Origin of the sequence: Actinacidiphila bryophytorum, from assembly GCF_016916835.1 — a bacterium.
GTDB lineage: Bacteria > Actinomycetota > Actinomycetes > Streptomycetales > Streptomycetaceae > Actinacidiphila > Actinacidiphila bryophytorum.
In genome coordinates this window covers 86,873-101,800 of the sequence record NZ_JAFFIX010000024.1, presented here as the reverse complement: position 1 = coordinate 101,800, position 14,928 = coordinate 86,873, and the positions used below count along the sequence as shown (strand labels likewise).

Annotated in this window: 13 protein-coding genes; 4 read left to right on the top strand and 9 right to left on the bottom strand. The window is 73.2% G+C overall.

Annotated features, from left to right (window positions below):
• Positions 1-13 precede the first annotated feature (13 nt).
• The 4 genes from JT723_RS27990 to JT723_RS27975 are packed head-to-tail and all read right to left on the bottom strand — an operon-like array spanning position 14 to position 4,491.
• Positions 14-793 carry a CDP-alcohol phosphatidyltransferase family protein gene (locus JT723_RS27990; RefSeq protein ID WP_205047593.1) on the bottom strand — a complete coding sequence of 260 codons (780 nt, stop codon included), beginning with the start codon at positions 791-793 and terminating at the stop codon, positions 14-16.
• Positions 771-1,832 carry an iron-containing alcohol dehydrogenase family protein gene (locus JT723_RS27985; protein ID WP_205047592.1) on the bottom strand — a complete coding sequence of 354 codons (1,062 nt, stop codon included), beginning with the start codon at positions 1,830-1,832 and terminating at the stop codon, positions 771-773. The genes JT723_RS27990 and JT723_RS27985 overlap by 23 nt, the downstream gene beginning before the upstream one ends.
• Entirely contained in the window at positions 1,820-2,572 is a 753-nt protein-coding gene (locus tag JT723_RS27980) for a phosphocholine cytidylyltransferase family protein (RefSeq protein ID WP_205047591.1), read from the bottom strand. The genes JT723_RS27985 and JT723_RS27980 overlap by 13 nt, the downstream gene beginning before the upstream one ends.
• Positions 2,569-4,491, bottom strand: a complete 1,923-nt coding sequence (locus tag JT723_RS27975) for a DUF5941 domain-containing protein (protein WP_372441391.1) — start codon at positions 4,489-4,491, stop codon at positions 2,569-2,571. Before JT723_RS27975 ends, JT723_RS27980 begins: the two co-directional genes overlap by 4 nt.
• A 479-nt stretch (positions 4,492-4,970) precedes the next feature.
• On the opposite strand from JT723_RS27975, the gene JT723_RS27970 reads away from it, so the two are divergent.
• Complete coding sequence (locus tag JT723_RS27970; protein WP_205047590.1) at positions 4,971-5,906, top strand: cation diffusion facilitator family transporter; 936 nt, start codon at positions 4,971-4,973, stop codon at positions 5,904-5,906.
• A 92-nt stretch (positions 5,907-5,998) separates the two neighbouring features.
• Positions 5,999-6,613 carry an isopentenyl-diphosphate Delta-isomerase gene (gene idi / locus JT723_RS27965; RefSeq protein ID WP_205047589.1) on the top strand — a complete coding sequence of 205 codons (615 nt, stop codon included), beginning with the start codon at positions 5,999-6,001 and terminating at the stop codon, positions 6,611-6,613.
• 7 nt (positions 6,614-6,620) lie between these two features.
• Here idi and JT723_RS27960 read toward each other — a convergent pair whose 3' ends face one another.
• A complete protein-coding gene (locus JT723_RS27960; RefSeq protein WP_205047588.1) occupies positions 6,621-7,091 on the bottom strand; it encodes an ATP-binding protein in 471 nt (156 codons plus the stop codon).
• 244 nt (positions 7,092-7,335) lie between these two features.
• Here JT723_RS27960 and JT723_RS27955 point away from each other — a divergent pair, with 244 nt between their 5' ends.
• Entirely contained in the window at positions 7,336-8,109 is a 774-nt protein-coding gene (locus JT723_RS27955) for an enoyl-CoA hydratase/isomerase family protein (protein ID WP_205047587.1), read from the top strand.
• A 280-nt stretch (positions 8,110-8,389) separates the two neighbouring features.
• Here the strand turns inward: JT723_RS27955 and JT723_RS27950 are convergent, their stop codons facing one another.
• Together JT723_RS27950 and JT723_RS27945 are read right to left on the bottom strand one after the other, a co-directional pair.
• A complete protein-coding gene (locus JT723_RS27950) occupies positions 8,390-9,277 on the bottom strand; it encodes a DMT family transporter (RefSeq protein ID WP_205047586.1) in 888 nt (295 codons plus the stop codon).
• Between the two features lie 93 nt (positions 9,278-9,370).
• Positions 9,371-10,186, bottom strand: coding sequence for a TrmB family transcriptional regulator (locus JT723_RS27945; protein ID WP_205047585.1), 816 nt, complete (start codon positions 10,184-10,186; stop codon positions 9,371-9,373).
• Positions 10,187-10,588: 402 nt separating this feature from the next.
• On the opposite strand from JT723_RS27945, the gene JT723_RS27940 reads away from it, so the two are divergent.
• Positions 10,589-12,547 carry a putative Ig domain-containing protein gene (locus tag JT723_RS27940; protein WP_307794040.1) on the top strand — a complete coding sequence of 653 codons (1,959 nt, stop codon included), beginning with the start codon at positions 10,589-10,591 and terminating at the stop codon, positions 12,545-12,547.
• 99 nt (positions 12,548-12,646) lie between these two features.
• On the opposite strand, the gene JT723_RS27935 is transcribed toward JT723_RS27940, so the two are convergent.
• Together JT723_RS27935 and JT723_RS27930 are read right to left on the bottom strand one after the other, a co-directional pair.
• Positions 12,647-13,048 carry a hypothetical protein gene (locus JT723_RS27935; RefSeq protein ID WP_205047583.1) on the bottom strand — a complete coding sequence of 134 codons (402 nt, stop codon included), beginning with the start codon at positions 13,046-13,048 and terminating at the stop codon, positions 12,647-12,649.
• A 112-nt stretch (positions 13,049-13,160) separates the two neighbouring features.
• A complete protein-coding gene (locus tag JT723_RS27930) occupies positions 13,161-14,801 on the bottom strand; it encodes an ABC-F family ATP-binding cassette domain-containing protein (RefSeq protein ID WP_205047582.1) in 1,641 nt (546 codons plus the stop codon).
• Between the last annotated feature and the right edge of the window lie 127 nt (positions 14,802-14,928).

Below are 14,928 nucleotides of genomic sequence, written 5' to 3'. Positions count from 1 at the left end.
TGCCATATCCGCCTCATTTCAGCCTGCTGGACGCCAGGACCGACACGAGGTGCAGCAGGGTCTGCACCAGGGCGATCCCGGCCAGCACGGCGACGCCGAGCCGGGTGAAGAACAGGTCGCCGCGGATCTGGTCGGCGACGGCGAGCACCAGGATGAGCAGCGAGGCCTCGACGCCCAGCACGAGGCGGTGGAACTGCAGCGCGGCCGCCGCCCTGCGGGCCAGTGCCAGGCCGGACGAGCGCGGCTCGGAGGCGGCCTCCTTCACCGGCGGCAGCCCGCCCTGGTGGCGGGCCACCCCGACCAGGTCGGTCTCGGCCTTGATCAGGATCGCGCCGAGCGCGGCCAGGGTGCCCAGGAAGGCCCACAGCCAGTCGATGCGGCCGTCGCCCCACAGGTCGGCGGCGCGCATGCCGACGCCGACCAGGACCGCGGCGTCGGTGAGGTAGGCGCCGACCCGGTCGAGGTAGACACCGCTCAGCGAGAACTGCTTCTTCCAGCGGGCGACCTCGCCGTCGACGCAGTCGAGCAGCAGGTACAGCTGCACCATCAGCACGCCGAGCACCGCACCGGTGATCCCCGGCACGAGCAGCGCGGGGGCCGCGAGCACGCCGAAGACGGTCATCAGGTACGTGAGCTGGTTGGGCGTGACCCGGGTCAGGACCAGGTGCCGGTCTATGCGCAGCGACAGCTCGCGCATGTAGAGCCTTCCGGCCCAGTGCTCGCCGCTGCGCCGGTCCTTGACACCCGGCGGGTGCACGACCGGGCGCAGTTCAGCTACTGATGGTTTTGGCATAGTCGGCGTATGCGTCCCTGATCTCGGTGGCGGACAGGTCGAGGTGTTCCAGGATCGTGAAGCGGCCGGGGCGGGTCTGCGGGGCGTACTGCACCGCGCTGGTGAACTCCGCCTCGGTGAAGCCCATCTCCGCCGGCAGCACGGGCAGCCCGTGCCGGCGCAGCGTCTCGGCGATCAGCCCCGACTCCTCGTGCGCGCCGCGCAGGTGCATCGCGAAGGCGGCGCCGAGGCCGACCTGCTCGCCGTGCGAGGCGGCCCGGTCGGGGTGGAGCAGGTCGAAGGCGTGGCTGATCTCGTGGCAGGCGCCCGAGGACGGCCGGGTGTCGCCGCTGATCGACATGGCGATGCCGGAGAGCACCAGGCCCTCGGCCAGGGTGCCGAGGAAGGCGTCGGAGCCGATGCCGCCGGGGTGCCGCAGCACGGCCTCACCGGCGCTGCGGGCCATGGCAGCGGCCAGCCCGTCGATACGCTCACCGGTCTCGCGGTGTGACAGCTCCCAGTCCGCGATGGCCGACAGGTTGGAGACGGCGTCGCCGATGCCGGCCCGCACGAAGCGGGCCGGGGCGTCCCTTATGACGTCCAGGTCCACGACCACCGCGATCGGGGTGGGCACCCCGTAGGAGCCGCGCCCGTTGTCGTTGTCCAGGGTGGACACCGGCGAGCAGATGCCGTCGTGCGAGAGGTTGGTGGCGACCGCGACCATCGGCAGGCCGACCCGGGCTGCCGCGTATTTGGCCACGTCGATGATCTTGCCGCCGCCCAGGCCCACGACCGCGTCGTAGCGCTTGCCCCGCATGGCGTCGGCGAGCGTGACGGCCGCGTCGATGGTGCCGCCGCAGACCTCGAACCAGTCGGCGCCCGGCAGCTCGGGCGCCAGCGAGTCGCGCAGCCGCGCGCCGGAGCCGGCGCTGACGGCCAGCGCGAGCTTGCCCGAGGTGGAGATCCGCTCGTCGGCCAGCAGCCGCGACAGATCGGCCAGTGCGCCGGCCCTGATGTCGACGACGACCGGCGAGGGGATCAGCCGGGTCAGTACTGGCACGCGATCTCCCGGCCCTTGGCGAGGTCGTCGTGGTTGTCGATCTCGACCCAGGCGACGTCGCCGATCGGGGCGACGTCCAGGGTCAGGCCGCGGTCGACCAGCTCCTGGTAGCCGTCCTCGTAGTACAGGTCGGGGTCGCGCTCGAAGGTCGCCTTGAGCGCGTCGGCGAGGTCGGCCGCCGCGTCGGGCTCGATGAGGGTCACTCCGATGTACTCGCCGGTGGCCGTGGCCGGGTCCATCAGCTTGGTGATCCGCCGCACGCCCTTGCCGGGCTCCGCGACGACCTTCATCTCCTCGTCGGCGAGGTGCTTGACGGTGTCAAGCGCCAGGATGATCCGCCGGCCCTCACCGCGGGCGGCCAGCAGGGTCTGCTCGACCGAGACCGGGTGCACGGTGTCGCCGTTGGCCAGGATCACTCCCTGGGCGAGCACGTCGCGCGCGCACCACAGGGAGTAGGCGTTGTTCCACTCCTCGGCCTTGTCGTTGTCGATCAGCGTCAGCGCCAGCCCGTAGCGCTCCTCCAGGGCCGCTTTGCGCGCGTAGACGGCCTCCTTGCGGTAGCCGACGACGATCGCGGCCTCGGTGAGGCCGACCGCGGCGAAGTTCGCCAGCGTGAGGTCGAGCACCGTCAGGCTGTCCCGCGCACCCTCCGGGCCGACCGGGACCAGCGCCTTGGGCAGCGTGTCGGTGTGGGGACGCAGGCGCCTGCCTGCGCCGGCTGCCAGCACAAGGCCGATCATGCGGGTTCTCCTGATTCGTCGTGTACGGCTGCGGCGGCCCCCGAGGACACCCAGAAGCGGATGCTCTCGGTCACGACCAGCAGCGCGATGGCGATGGCGAGCACCGTCAGCGTGGCGGTGAAGCCCGTGCGGTGCGCGGCGACCGCGGCCGCCAGGGCCGCGATCAGCGTGCGGCCCTCGTGCCCGCCCGCGCTGCGCACCACGGCCCGCGGCGGCGCTCCGGCGCCACCGCGTATGCGGTACACCGTGTCGTAGTGATGGTAGGCGACGGCGGCAACCAGTCCGAAAGCGGCGGGCAACGCCCCGTTCACCTCGCTGACCGCGGCGAGCGCCAGCACCGTGGCGTACTCCCCCGCCCGGAACATCGGCGGTACGAGCCAGTCGAGCGCGCCCTTGAGCGGCAGCGACACGGCGAAGGCCGACGTCAGGACGTACAGCACGGCGGTGGCGACGGGGTACCAGCTGCCGCGCGGCGCCAGTGCCGCGGTCGCGACCACGGCGGCGGCGCCCAGCACGGCCGCGGCGGGCGCGGCGAAGGCCGGGGCGCGGCGGGCGAGCGGGCGCAGCACGGGGGCCAGCGCCTCGGCGAGCGGGCCGCTGTCGGCCAGGTCGTCCAGTGCGCGGGCGGCCCGGTCGGTACGGCTGGCCTTGCGCGTGAGGGAGCGCAGCACCCGGCCCGCGGTGGTGTAGCAGGCGGCGAGCGCGCAGCCGACCAGCAGCACGACCAGGGTGATCCGGGGGGTGCTGACCGCGGTGAGCACCGCTATCAGCGCCCAGCGCTCGCCGATCGGCAGCACTATCATCCGGCGCACCCACACCGTCCAGCCGACGCTGTCCAGCTTGTCGGACAGGGCCGCGGTGGGGCTGGTGTTGGCGGTGGCGTCGTGGTTGGCCTCGTTGAAGGCGAAGTCCACGACATGCCGGCAGGTCTGCAGCACCATGGCGCCCAGCGCCAGCGCCCACACGTCGTCGCCGCCGCGGGCGGCGCCCAGCGCGAGGCCGGCGTAGTAGGCGTACTCCTTGGCGCGGTCGAAGGTCGCGTCCAGCCAGGCGCCGAGCGTCGAGTACTGCAGCGAGTAGCGGGCCAGCTGGCCGTCGGTGCAGTCCAGGACGAAGGAGCCGAGCAGCAGCACACCGGCGGCGACGAAGCCGGCGCGGGTGCCGGTGGCCGCGCAGCCCGCGGCGATCAGCGCGACCAGCAGCGAGGCGGTGGTGACCTGGTTGGGGGTCAGTCCGCGGCGGGCGCACCAGCGGGCCAGGTAGCGCGAGTACGGGCTGATGAAGTGGGTGGTGAAGAAGCCGTCGCGGGCCTTGACCGCGCTACGCAGCCGTACCGACTCCTCGTCGACGGCCGCGATCGCGGCGGCCGCGGCCTCGGCGGCCGCCCGGTCGGTGGGCACCTCGGCGACCAGGACGCCCAGCTCGGGCCGGTGCGGTTCCACCCCGGCGGCGGCCAGGTCCGCGGCCAGCGCGTCGGGCAGCACGTCGTCCGCGGCGCCCCTGCGGGGGGCGGGCAGCGGTACGGCCGCGGCTGCGCCCTGGGCCTGCGCCTGGGCGGGGACGGTGCCCGTCGCCATCGTTGTCGCGGTGCCGGCGGCGGTACGGGACGCGGACCCAACGGCTGGTGCCGCGGCTGCCTGGGACGCGGCCGCGGGCCGGCCGGCGGTGTGCGGGCCTGCGGCGAGCGCGGCCAGGGCGCGGGCCAGCGCGGGGCGGGCGGCGGGGCGTGCGGTCAGCGCGCCGGGGACGGCGGCGGCGTCGAAGCGCGGGTCGGTCAGCGCGAGCCGCAGCGCGTGCCGGTGGCCGCGGAAGCGGCGGTCCACCACGGCCACCCGGTCGCCGGCCGGGACCGCGGCGAGCCGGGCCGCGGCGGAGTCCGGCGTGTCCGCCTCGACGACCTGGAACCCCAGCGCCCGCAGGTCGTCCGCCAGCGGCGAAGCAGACCCTGCGGCGGGCGGGCCGGTGAGAATTGCGGTCGGCAGAGGAACCCACTCCCTGGAAGCGTGCGGAGACCGTGCCCGCGGGCGGTCGGCGGCGGTGCAGCCGGGCCGCCCGGCACGACGGCAGAGGCTATCGGATGAACGACGGCGGTCGTTCACCGACTATTCGCCCAGACTTGGCGCGCACGGTGTGATCATCATGCGCGATCGGCGCCGCCCGGACAACCGGCATCCCCCCTACGCCGTACGGGTGACACCACGGCTCCATCCCGCACACCCGCCGCGTGGCTCATCACCGCAGGTCATCGCACATGACAACGGTCTCCAGTACCGGCTTGCCCACCGTGGGTCACCGGTGTTGACTGACCGCCGCAGCCGTAAACCCGGGAGCGGGCGTCCGGCGGGCGGCCCGCTTACAGAACGGCACATCACACAGCAAAAGGGAAGGGGACGCGCCGATGGGGGCAGGCCACAGCCACGGGCACGGCCACAGCCACGGCGGCGGCACCGCGACAGCGGCACACCGCGGCCGGCTGCTGGTGGCGCTGTGCATCACGCTGCTGGTGCTGGCCACCGAGGTCGTCGGCAGCGCGCTGACCGGCTCGCTCGCCCTGCTCGCGGACGCCGGGCACATGGCCACCGACGCCGCCGGCATCGCCATGGCGCTGCTCGCGGTGCACATCGCGGGCCGCCCGCCGAGCGAGCGCCGCACCTTCGGCTACGCGCGGGCCGAGATCCTGGCGGCGGTGATCAACGCGGTGCTGCTCTTCGGCGTCGGCGCCTTCATCTTCGCCGAGGGCATCAGCCGGCTCATCACACCCGAGCACTTCGACGGCGGCGCCACCATCGTCTTCGGCCTGATCGGCATGGCCGCCAACACCGTCTCGCTGCTGGTCCTGATGCGCGGCCAGCGCGAGAGCCTCAACGTGCGCGGCGCCTTCCTGGAAGTGATGGCCGACGCGCTCGGCTCGCTCGCGGTCGTGGTGGCGGCCGCGGTCTTCCTGGCCACCGGCTGGCGGCAGGCGGACGCGGTCGCGTCGCTGCTGATCGGGGTGCTGATCGTGCCGCGCACCTGGCGGCTGCTGCGGGACGCGGTGGACGTGCTGCTGGAGGCGGCGCCCAAGGACGTGGACATGGCCGCCGTACGCCACCACATCGAGGAACTGAAGGGCGTCGAGGGCCTGCACGACCTGCACGCCTGGACCATCACCTCGGGGATGCCCGTGCTGTCGGCCCACGTGGTGGTCAGCCAGGAGGTCCTCGACGAGGTGGGGCACGAGAAGATGCTGCACGACCTGCAGGGCTGCCTCGGGGCGCACTTCGACGTCGAGCACTGCACCTTCCAGCTGGAGCCGGTAGGGCACGCCGAGCACGAGGCACGCCTGTGCCACTGAAGGCGGCGCCCGCGATTGAATACGGTGTCCGCGATTCGCAGCACCTCCGGTGAGGCAGACTGAGGACTTGCCGTCGAATGCGAAGGATGGTTATGCCCAGCAGTCCTGCGACCGACCGACCCGGCTCCCCCGCCGCCGCCGCTGCGCCCGCCGGCGGGGCCGACGAGCCGATCATGCTCGAACTGGTCGACGAGAACGGTGTGACAACCGGCACAGCGGAGAAGCTGTCGGCGCACCAGGCGCCGGGCCGGCTGCACCGGGCGTTCTCGGTCTTCCTCTTCGACGACGAGGGCCGGCTGCTGCTGCAGCGCAGAGCACTGACCAAGTACCACTCCCCCGGCGTGTGGTCCAACACCTGCTGCGGCCACCCCTACCCCGGTGAGCCGCCCTTCGTGGCCGCCGCCCGGCGCACCGCGGAGGAGCTGGGGGCCGCGCCCGTGCTGATGCGCGAGGCGGGGACCGTGCGCTACAACCACCCGGACCCGGCGTCGGGCCTGGTCGAGCAGGAGTACAACCACCTCTTCGTCGGCCTGGTCGGCGGCCGGTTGCAGCCCGACCCCGCGGAGATCGACGACACCGCCTTCGCCTCGCCCGCGGAACTGGCCAAGCTGCGGGCCGAGGGCACCTTCTCCGCGTGGTTCGGCTCCGTGCTGGACGCGGCACTGCCCACCGTGCGCGAGGTCACCGGGGGCCGGGCGGGCTGGTAGCCGCCGGTCAGCGGGCGGGCGGCTGCAGCGGCAGGGCGGCCCAGATCACCTTGCCGCCGGTCGCGGTCTGCGCGACGTCGCAGCTGCCCCCCGCCTCCGTGGTGATCGTCTTGACCAGCAGCAGCCCGCGCCCCCCGGTCCTGCCGTGGTCGGCCTCCAGCGCCTTGGGGCGGTACGGATGCTGGTCCTCGACGGCGACCCGGATCCAGTCGGGCCCGACCGCGACCTCCACCCCCAGCTCGGGAGAGAGCACCGCCGCGTGCTTGACGGCGTTGGTGACCAGCTCGGAGACGATCACCAGCAGTCCGTAGAGGATGTCGTCGTCGACCGGCACCGCCAGGTCGGCCACGAGCGTGCGCACCCCCCGGCGCACCTGGGGGACGGAGGAGTCCACAGCGGGGGCCGTGAAACGCCACACCCCCTCGTACGGTCCCGGGGCCGGAGCCTGATCGTGCGGGACGCTCCCGCGGACCTCCATGACCGCACCCACCATCGCCTTCGCGTACGTGTCCCCGCAGGCACCGCCGGTGTCCCGGCGGATTCCGCCTCATGGCATCGAGTGTCCGCAAGCGTGGGGCCGCGGCAGGGCAGGAAGCGCTAAGTCCGCACCTTTCAGCGATTTGCGACCTGTTGCGACCGGTAATGTCGGTGCGGCGACCGTTACCGACCGCCTGCTGTCGTCTTCGTGCCGTCAAGGCGCCCGTCCTGTCCGAGGAGCTGCCATGACCACACCGCCACGCCTGACGGTGGCCACCGCGGACGGCACCGCCACCGTCACCATCGACAACCCGGCCCGCCGCAACGCCATGACGCCCGCCATGTGGGAGTCGCTGCCCGCCCTGCTCGCGCCCCTGGCCGCCGACCCCGCCGTGCGGGTGCTCGTACTCACCGGGGCGGGCGACACCTTCTGCGCCGGCGCGGACATCAGCGGATTCACCGACGCGGACGGGCTGCGCGCCGCGCGTACCGCGGCGGTCGCCGCCGAGGAGGCGCTCGCCGCCTTCCCCAAGCCGACGCTCGCCGCCGTACGCGGCCACTGCGTCGGCGGCGGCTGCCAGCTCGCCGTCGCCTGCGACCTGCGCTTCGCCGCGCACGGCGCCACCTTCGGGGTGACCCCGGCACGGCTGGGCATCGTCTACCCGGCGGCCTCCACCCGGCGGCTGGTACGGCTGGCCGGGCCGTCCACCGCCAAGCACCTGCTCTTCTCCGCGGAACTCATCGACCACGAGCGGGCGCTGCGGGTCGGGCTGGTGGACGAGGTCTGTCCTGCGGACGGGCTTGACGGACGCGTACGGGGGTACGCCTCCCTGCTCGCGAGCCGGTCTCTGCTGACGCAGTACGCGGCCAAGGAGTTCGCCGGGGACATACCCGGCGACTCCCGTTCTGCCTACTGGGCCGCGCAGGCCGCCACCAGCACCGATGCGCTGGAGGGCGCCACCGCCTTCCTCACCCGCCGCCCCCCCTCCTTCACCTGGACCCCGCCCCTCCCGGGCTGACCCGCCCCTTGCGGCCGGCGGGGGCTTGTCGCGCCGTTCCGCACGCCCCTGAGGTCCTGCCCCTTGCTGTGACGTTGCCTTCTTTCCGCCCGTCCAGGCGGGGCGCGCAGTTCCCCGCGCCTCTGAAAAACGCTCACCCTCTTCCGAGAGGGCAACCATCAGGGGCGCGGGGAACTGCGCGACCAGCCCCCACCGGCCGGAAGATGCGAGCCCACCGCAAGGGGCAGGACCTCAGGGGCGCGGGGAACTGCGCGCAACCCACCGCCGGGGGAGGGCGAGGTCAAGGGAGGCGGGTCGCGCCGACCGGCTCTTCGCCGGCGACACCAGTCGGCATGGCCGGGTGCCGCCCCAGGAGAACGACGCCGAGGACGATCGCAGCAAGGCCCGCCGCCTCCCAGGCGAGCGCACCCGCGGTGAAGCGCAACCGGTCCCCGAGAAAACCGACACCGCAGACGATCCCGGCGATCGGCTGCGCCGCCGTCAGCGACGGCAAGGACATCCGCAGCGGCGCCATCTCGAACGCGCTCTGCACGAGCAGCATGCCGGTGAGCCCGATCCCGCCGACGGCGTACGGCTGCCAGGACACGACGAGCGCGGCGAGCCCGTCGTCCTGGACGATCTGGCCGCAGACCCGGGTGAGCGAGTCCTGCAGGCCGTAGAGCAGGCCGGCCGCGAGGGCGAGGAGTGCGGCCTCGCCGGAGCGGGGCAGTCTGCGGGCCTTGAGGGTGAGCAGCAGGGCGAGCCCTGCGACGGTTCCGAAGACCAGCCAGTGCCGCAGCGCCCCCGCTTCCGGACCGCCGCCGCGTGGCCGGCCGGCCACGATGAAGCCGGTGACGCCGAGGGCGAGCAGGGCGACGCCGAGCCAGCCGTTCCAGCCGAGCGGCTGGCCGGTCAGCCGCCGGGACAGGGCCATCGCGAAGAGCAGGTTCGTGGCGGTGAGCGGTTCGACCAGCGACACCTCGCCGTAGGCGAGGGCGACCGCGCCGAGCACCTGGCCGCTGACCATCAGCCCGACGCCGAGCAGCCAGTCGGGCATGCGGATCAGGTCGAGGAGCAGCCGGAAGGACAGGAAGTCCGCGAGCGGGGCGCGGGCCGCCGCGCGCTGCTGCAGCACGAACCCGAAGCCGAGGCAGCAGGCGGCACCGACTCCGAGCAGGAACACGGCCACCTGGCCACTTTAGCCCCGGGCTGCCGCTGTCAAGCGGCCGCGCAGGGTTGCGGCACCGCCTTCCGGCCATCTCGCGGCCACCGGGCGCACCCCTCAGGGATGCGCGCCGGGCACGGTCTGGGCGTTCTCCCACACGGTGAGGAAGGCCAGCCGCAGGCATGCGGCAAGGGCGGGGTGCTCGATGTAGAGCGCGGTGGTGGCGCCGGTGCCGGCGACCGGGTCCGGCATGTCGCACAGCACGAGGCGCGCGTCGGCGACGACGAGCTTGAGCGGCAGTTCCGCGGTGAACCGGCACTCCTCGCCCGCGGCGGCGAAGCGGCGTACGTTCTCCAGCACGTCGGCGTCGTCGAGGGCCTCGTGGGTGTAGATGGCGCGTGCGGTGCCGCCCGAGCGGTGCAGCCGGCGGGCGACCTTGATGCCGGGGGTGTTGGCGGCGGGGGCGACGAAGGGCGGTTTGCAGAAGCTGAGCAGTTCGTGGTCGGCGTGCGCCTGGATGTCGGTGAAGGCCTCGGCGATGGCCTTGGGGTCGCGGAGGATCTCGACGTAGTCGAGCGGCACGGTGTGGTTGCGGCCGTCGGCCCATACGGGCACGAGCGCGGCGGTCAGCGCGGTCGAGACCCGGTCGAGGCGTTCGAGCTGCTCGCGCTGGAGGGTCATCAGCCGGGCGACGGCCAGTTCGGGGGCGATCGCGGAGAAGGTCGCGACCCTGCCGGGGTGGGCGACGGCGAGCCGGCGGCGTACGAGTGTGTCGAGCACGTCGTAGACCCGTTGCCTGGGGACGTCGGCGGCCCTGGCGACCTCCGCGGCGGTGTACGACTCGCGGCGGACCAGGGCGAGGTAGACCCGCGCCTCGTAGCGCGCCAGGCCGAGCGCGACAAGGTCGTTGACGGGTTCTTCCTCGGTGTCCATGGCGCCACAACGTATACGGCGCGGAACGCCGCGGGGAAGCGAGCATGGTGCCCGCCACCGGGGATTCGAGGGGAAGGCTTTGCCATTAGCCGGTAGTCCCTTGGCGTTGGTTTCACTACCTTCAACCTCGGCCACCACTGAACGTGGTGGCAGTGAGCGGAAGTTGACACCAGTTGTCAACGTGATCACCAGTGAACGTGCGCCACACGAAGTCCCAGGCGATGCCGCTCCATGATCGATTGTCATGACCTTGACAACACCGATCATCCGCGGACGCCCTCGGGAGCAGATCCCCCCATGGAGGGCAGTTCATTGCAGCTGACAAGTCACGGCCGGATCAGACGTGCCGTCCGCCGCGCCGCGGTCTCGGTCGTCGCCGCCGGCGCGCTGGTCACCGGCGGCATGGTCGCCGCCGCGTCGCCGTCCGCCGCCGGCACCCCCACGGCCGGCCCCGCGGCGGCCACCGGCACCGCGGCCACCGGCGCCACCGGCACCGTCTCCAGCAGCGGCCACACCGCGCACCTGTGCGCCGCCCCGACCACGCCCGGCGGGATGTCCTGCCTGGCGCTGGCCCGTACCGATGTCGTGCACAGCCTCGGCATCACCCCGAACGCCACCCCGTCCGGCTACGGCCCGACCGACCTGCAGAGCGCGTACGCCCTGCCCTCGTCGGCCGGTTCCGGCGCCACCGTCGCGATCGTCGACGCCCAGGACGACCCCAACGCCGAGGCCGACCTGGCCACCTACCGCAGCCAGTACGGCCTACCGGCCTGCACCACGGCCAACGGCTGCTTCAAGAAGGTCAACCAGAGCGGCGGCACCAGCTACCCGTCGCCCGACTCCGGATGGGCGGGCGAGATCTCGCTCGACCTGGACATGGTCAGCGCCGTCTGCCCGCAGTGCCACATCCTGCTGGTCGAGGCCACCTCGGCGAGCATGACCAACCTGGGCACCGCGGTGAACGAGGCGGTCAGCCTCGGCGCCAAGTACGTCTCGAACAGCTACGGCGGCGGCGAGTCCTCCTCCGACACCAGCTACGACTCGTCGTACTTCAACCACCCGGGCGTCGCCATCACCGTCAGCTCCGGCGACGAGGGCTACGGCGCGGAGTACCCGGCCGCGTCGAAGTACGTCACCGCCGTCGGCGGCACCGCGCTCAAGCGCGCCACCGGCACCAGCCGCGGCTGGAGCGAGACCGTCTGGAACACGTCGAGCACCGAGGGCACCGGCTCCGGCTGCTCGGCCTACGACGCCAAGCCCAGCTGGCAGACCGACAGCGGCTGCTCCAAGCGCACCATCGCCGACGTCTCCGCCGTCGCCGACCCGGCCACCGGCCTGGCCGTCTACGACAGCTACCAGGCCAGCGGCTGGCAGGTCTACGGCGGCACCAGCGCCTCGTCGCCGATCATCGCCTCGGTCTACGCGCTGGCCGGCACCCCGGCCTCCGGCAGCACCCCGGCCTCCTACCCGTACTCGCACACCAGCGCCCTCAACGACGTCACCAGCGGCAGCAACGGCTCCTGCAGCGGCAGCTACCTGTGCACCGCGCAGGCGGGTTACGACGGCCCGACCGGCCTCGGCACCCCGAACGGCACCGCCGCCTTCACCAACGGCGGGTCCACCGGCGGCAACACCGTCAGCGTGACCAGCCCGGGCAACCAGTCCACCAAGGTCGGCACCGCGGTCAGCCTGCAGGTCCACGCCACCGACTCCGCGTCCGGCCAGACCCTGACCTACTCGGCGTCCGGCCTGCCCGCGGGCCTGTCCATCAACAGCTCCACCGGCGTCATCTCCGGCACCCCGACCACCGTCGGGAACTCCAGCGTCACCGTCACCGCGAAGGACACCACCAACGCGAGTGGCTCGGCCTCCTTCACCTGGGCCGTCACCAGCACCAGCGGCGGCTGCACCGCGAGCCAGCTGCTGACCAACCCCGGCTTCGAGAGCGGCAGCACCGGCTGGACCGCCTCCACCGGCGTCATCGACAGCAGCACCGACGCCCCCGCCCACTCCGGCTCCTACAAGGCCTGGCTGGACGGCTACGGCACCACCCACACCGACAGCGTCTCCCAGTCGGTGACCATCCCCGCCAGCTGCACCAGCGCCAACCTCACCTTCTACCTGTACGTCTCGACCAGTGAGACGACGACCAGCACCGCCTACGACAAGCTCACCGTCGCAGCCGGCAGCAGCACCCTCGCCTCCTACTCCAACCTCAACAGCGGCACCGGCTACGTCCAGCGGACCGTCAGCCTCACCCCCTACATCGGCCAGACCGTCACCCTGAAGTTCACCGGAACCGAGGACTCCTCCCTGGCGACCTCCTTCCTGATCGACGACACCGCCGTCAACGTCAGCTGACACCGGTGCCCGTCGGAGCATGAGCGGCGGACCCGGACCGGCCCCCACTGCCGGCCCGGGTCCTCCGCATTCCCGGGCGCGCCCCGCCGCCCGGGCGCCTCATCGGACGTCGACGGTGATCCGCCACGGCACGACCGCCAGGCACGAGACCTTGCCCGGCTCGTCGGGGCAGGCCCGCCGGGTGCCGCCCAACGTGGCCTCCCCGGCCTGCGCACCGCGGTAGACGCCCGCAGAGACCTCCGTGAGCGCGGCCCCCGACTCGTCCGCCTCCGCCGTGCGCTCCCCCACCCGCAGCCGCAGGGTGCTGCCCACCCGCAGGCAGATCGCCCCGGGGGTGTCACTGTTCGTCAGGTCCAGGACGACGTCACCGCAGTCCGCGGAGATGTCCGTACCTCCTGCCGGGTCGGGCGGCACCACCCGCACCCCGCCCCCGGAGTCGCAGCCCGCCACCAGCACGGCGACGACGCCCGCGACGGCGGCGGCACGTATCCGATGGCGCATCACCGTCCTCCTCCCCGCGACCGCTTCCCAACGGTGCCCCGGTCAAGGGTGGGACGCAGGCCGGGCCGATCGGGTTCCCGGCCGGTGGCGCCGGGGAGGCCCCGGGAGCGGGTCAGACCTCGGTGATCCGGCCGTCCGCGACCGCGATCCGCCGGGTGGTGTGCACCGCGTCCAGCATCCGCCGGTCGTGGGTGACCAGCAGCAGGGTGCCCTGATACGCCGCCAGGGCCGACTCCAGCTGCTCGATCGCCGGCAGGTCCAGGTGGTTGGTCGGCTCGTCCAGCACCAGCAGGTTGACCCCGCGGGCCTGCAGCAGCGCCAGCGCCGCCCGGGTGCGCTCCCCCGGCGACAGGGTCGCCGCCGGGCGCAGCACGTGGTCGGCCTTGAGGCCGAACTTCGCCAGCAGGGTGCGGATCTCCGCCGGGTCCAGGTCGGGCGCCGGGCCGCGGAAGGCGTCGAGCAGCGGCTCCTGGCCGCGGAAGAGGCCGCGCGCCTGGTCGACCTCGCCGACCAGCACGCCGGGGCCGAGCGCCCCGCGCCCCCGGTCCAGCGGCAGCCGGCCGAGCAGAGCGGCCAGCAGCGTGGACTTGCCCGAGCCGTTGGCACCGGTGATGGCGACCCGGTCGGCCCAGTCGACCTGCAGGTCCACCGGGCCGAAGCGGAAGTCGCCGCGGCGCACCTCGGCGCCGCTGAGGGTCGCCACCACCGCGCCGGCCCGGGGCGCCGCGGCGATCTCCATCCGCAGCTCCCACTCCTTGCGGGGCTCCTCGACCTTGTCCAGCCGCTCGATCATCCGCTCGGTCTGCCGGGCCTTCGCCGCCTGCTTCTCGCTGCCCTCGACGCGCGCCCTGCGGGCGATCTTGTCGTTGTCGGGCGCCTTGCGCAGCGCATTGCGGGTGCCCTTGTCCATCCAGCCGCGCTGCATGCGCGCCCTGGCCTCAAGGCCCGCCTTGGTGTCGGCGTACTCCTCGTACTCCTCCCTGGCGTGCCGGCGGGCGGTGGCCCGCTCTTCCAGGTAGGCGTCGTAGCCGCCGCCGTAGACCGAGACCTGCTGCTGCGCCAGGTCCAGCTCCACCACCCGGTTCACCGTCCGGGTCAGGAACTCCCGGTCGTGGCTGACCAGTACGGTGCCGGCCCGCAGGCCCGTGACGAACTTCTCCAGCCGCTCCAGGCCGTCGAGGTCCAGGTCGTTGGTCGGCTCGTCCAGCAGGAAGACGTCGTAGCGGCTGAGCAGCAGCGAGGCGAGCCCGGCGCGTGCGGCCTGGCCGCCGGACAGCGAGTACATCTCCTGGTCCAGGCTGATGCCGAGGCCCAGCGAGGCGGTGGCCTCCTCCGCCCGCTCCTCCAGGTCGGCGCCGCCAAGCGCGAGCCAGCGCTCCAGGCCGACGGCGTAGGCGTCGTCGGCGCCCGGCGCCCCCTCCACCAGGGCCTCGGTGGCCGCGTCCAGCGCCTGCTGGGCCGCGGTGACGCCGGTCCTGCGGGCCAGGAAGTCCCTGACGGTCTCGCCGTCGTCCCTGCGGTCCGGCTCCTGCGGCAGATGCCCGACGGTCGCGGTGGCGGGGCTGAGCCGCAGCGAGCCGTCCTCCGGGGTGTCGAGACCTGCCAGCAGCCGCAGCAGCGTCGACTTGCCCGCGCCGTTGACCCCGACGAGACCGACGACGTCACCGGGCGCGACCACCAGGTCGAGCCCCGAGAACAGCGCGCGGTCGCCGTGTCCTGCGGCGAGATTCCTGGCTACGAGGGTGGCACTCATCAGGCCCAGGATCCTAGCCGCTGCGGGCACCCGCGGCGACGCCATTAGCGAGTGCCCGGTCATCGCAGGTCGGCGCATGGGTTGCCTTCTTACGCAGGCTTAACCTACGGTTGCGTAACTTACGACA

Bases quoted from the DNA above. Each gene is read 5' to 3' on its own strand.
- JT723_RS27990 (WP_205047593.1), bottom strand. From the start codon at position 793: ATGCCAAAACCATCAGTAGCTGAACTGCGCCCGGTCGTGCACCCGCCG.
- JT723_RS27980 (WP_205047591.1), bottom strand. From the start codon at position 2,572: ATGATCGGCCTTGTGCTGGCAGCCGGCGCAGGCAGGCGCCTGCGTCCC.
- JT723_RS27970 (WP_205047590.1), top strand. From the start codon at position 4,971: ATGGGGGCAGGCCACAGCCACGGGCACGGCCACAGCCACGGCGGCGGC.
- idi (WP_205047589.1), top strand. From the start codon at position 5,999: ATGCCCAGCAGTCCTGCGACCGACCGACCCGGCTCCCCCGCCGCCGCC.
- JT723_RS27960 (WP_205047588.1), bottom strand. From the start codon at position 7,091: ATGGAGGTCCGCGGGAGCGTCCCGCACGATCAGGCTCCGGCCCCGGGA.
- JT723_RS27955 (WP_205047587.1), top strand. From the start codon at position 7,336: ATGACCACACCGCCACGCCTGACGGTGGCCACCGCGGACGGCACCGCC.
- JT723_RS27945 (WP_205047585.1), bottom strand. From the start codon at position 10,186: ATGGACACCGAGGAAGAACCCGTCAACGACCTTGTCGCGCTCGGCCTG.
- JT723_RS27940 (WP_307794040.1), top strand. From the start codon at position 10,589: ATGGTCGCCGCCGCGTCGCCGTCCGCCGCCGGCACCCCCACGGCCGGC.
- JT723_RS27935 (WP_205047583.1), bottom strand. From the start codon at position 13,048: ATGCGCCATCGGATACGTGCCGCCGCCGTCGCGGGCGTCGTCGCCGTG.
- JT723_RS27930 (WP_205047582.1), bottom strand. From the start codon at position 14,801: ATGAGTGCCACCCTCGTAGCCAGGAATCTCGCCGCAGGACACGGCGAC.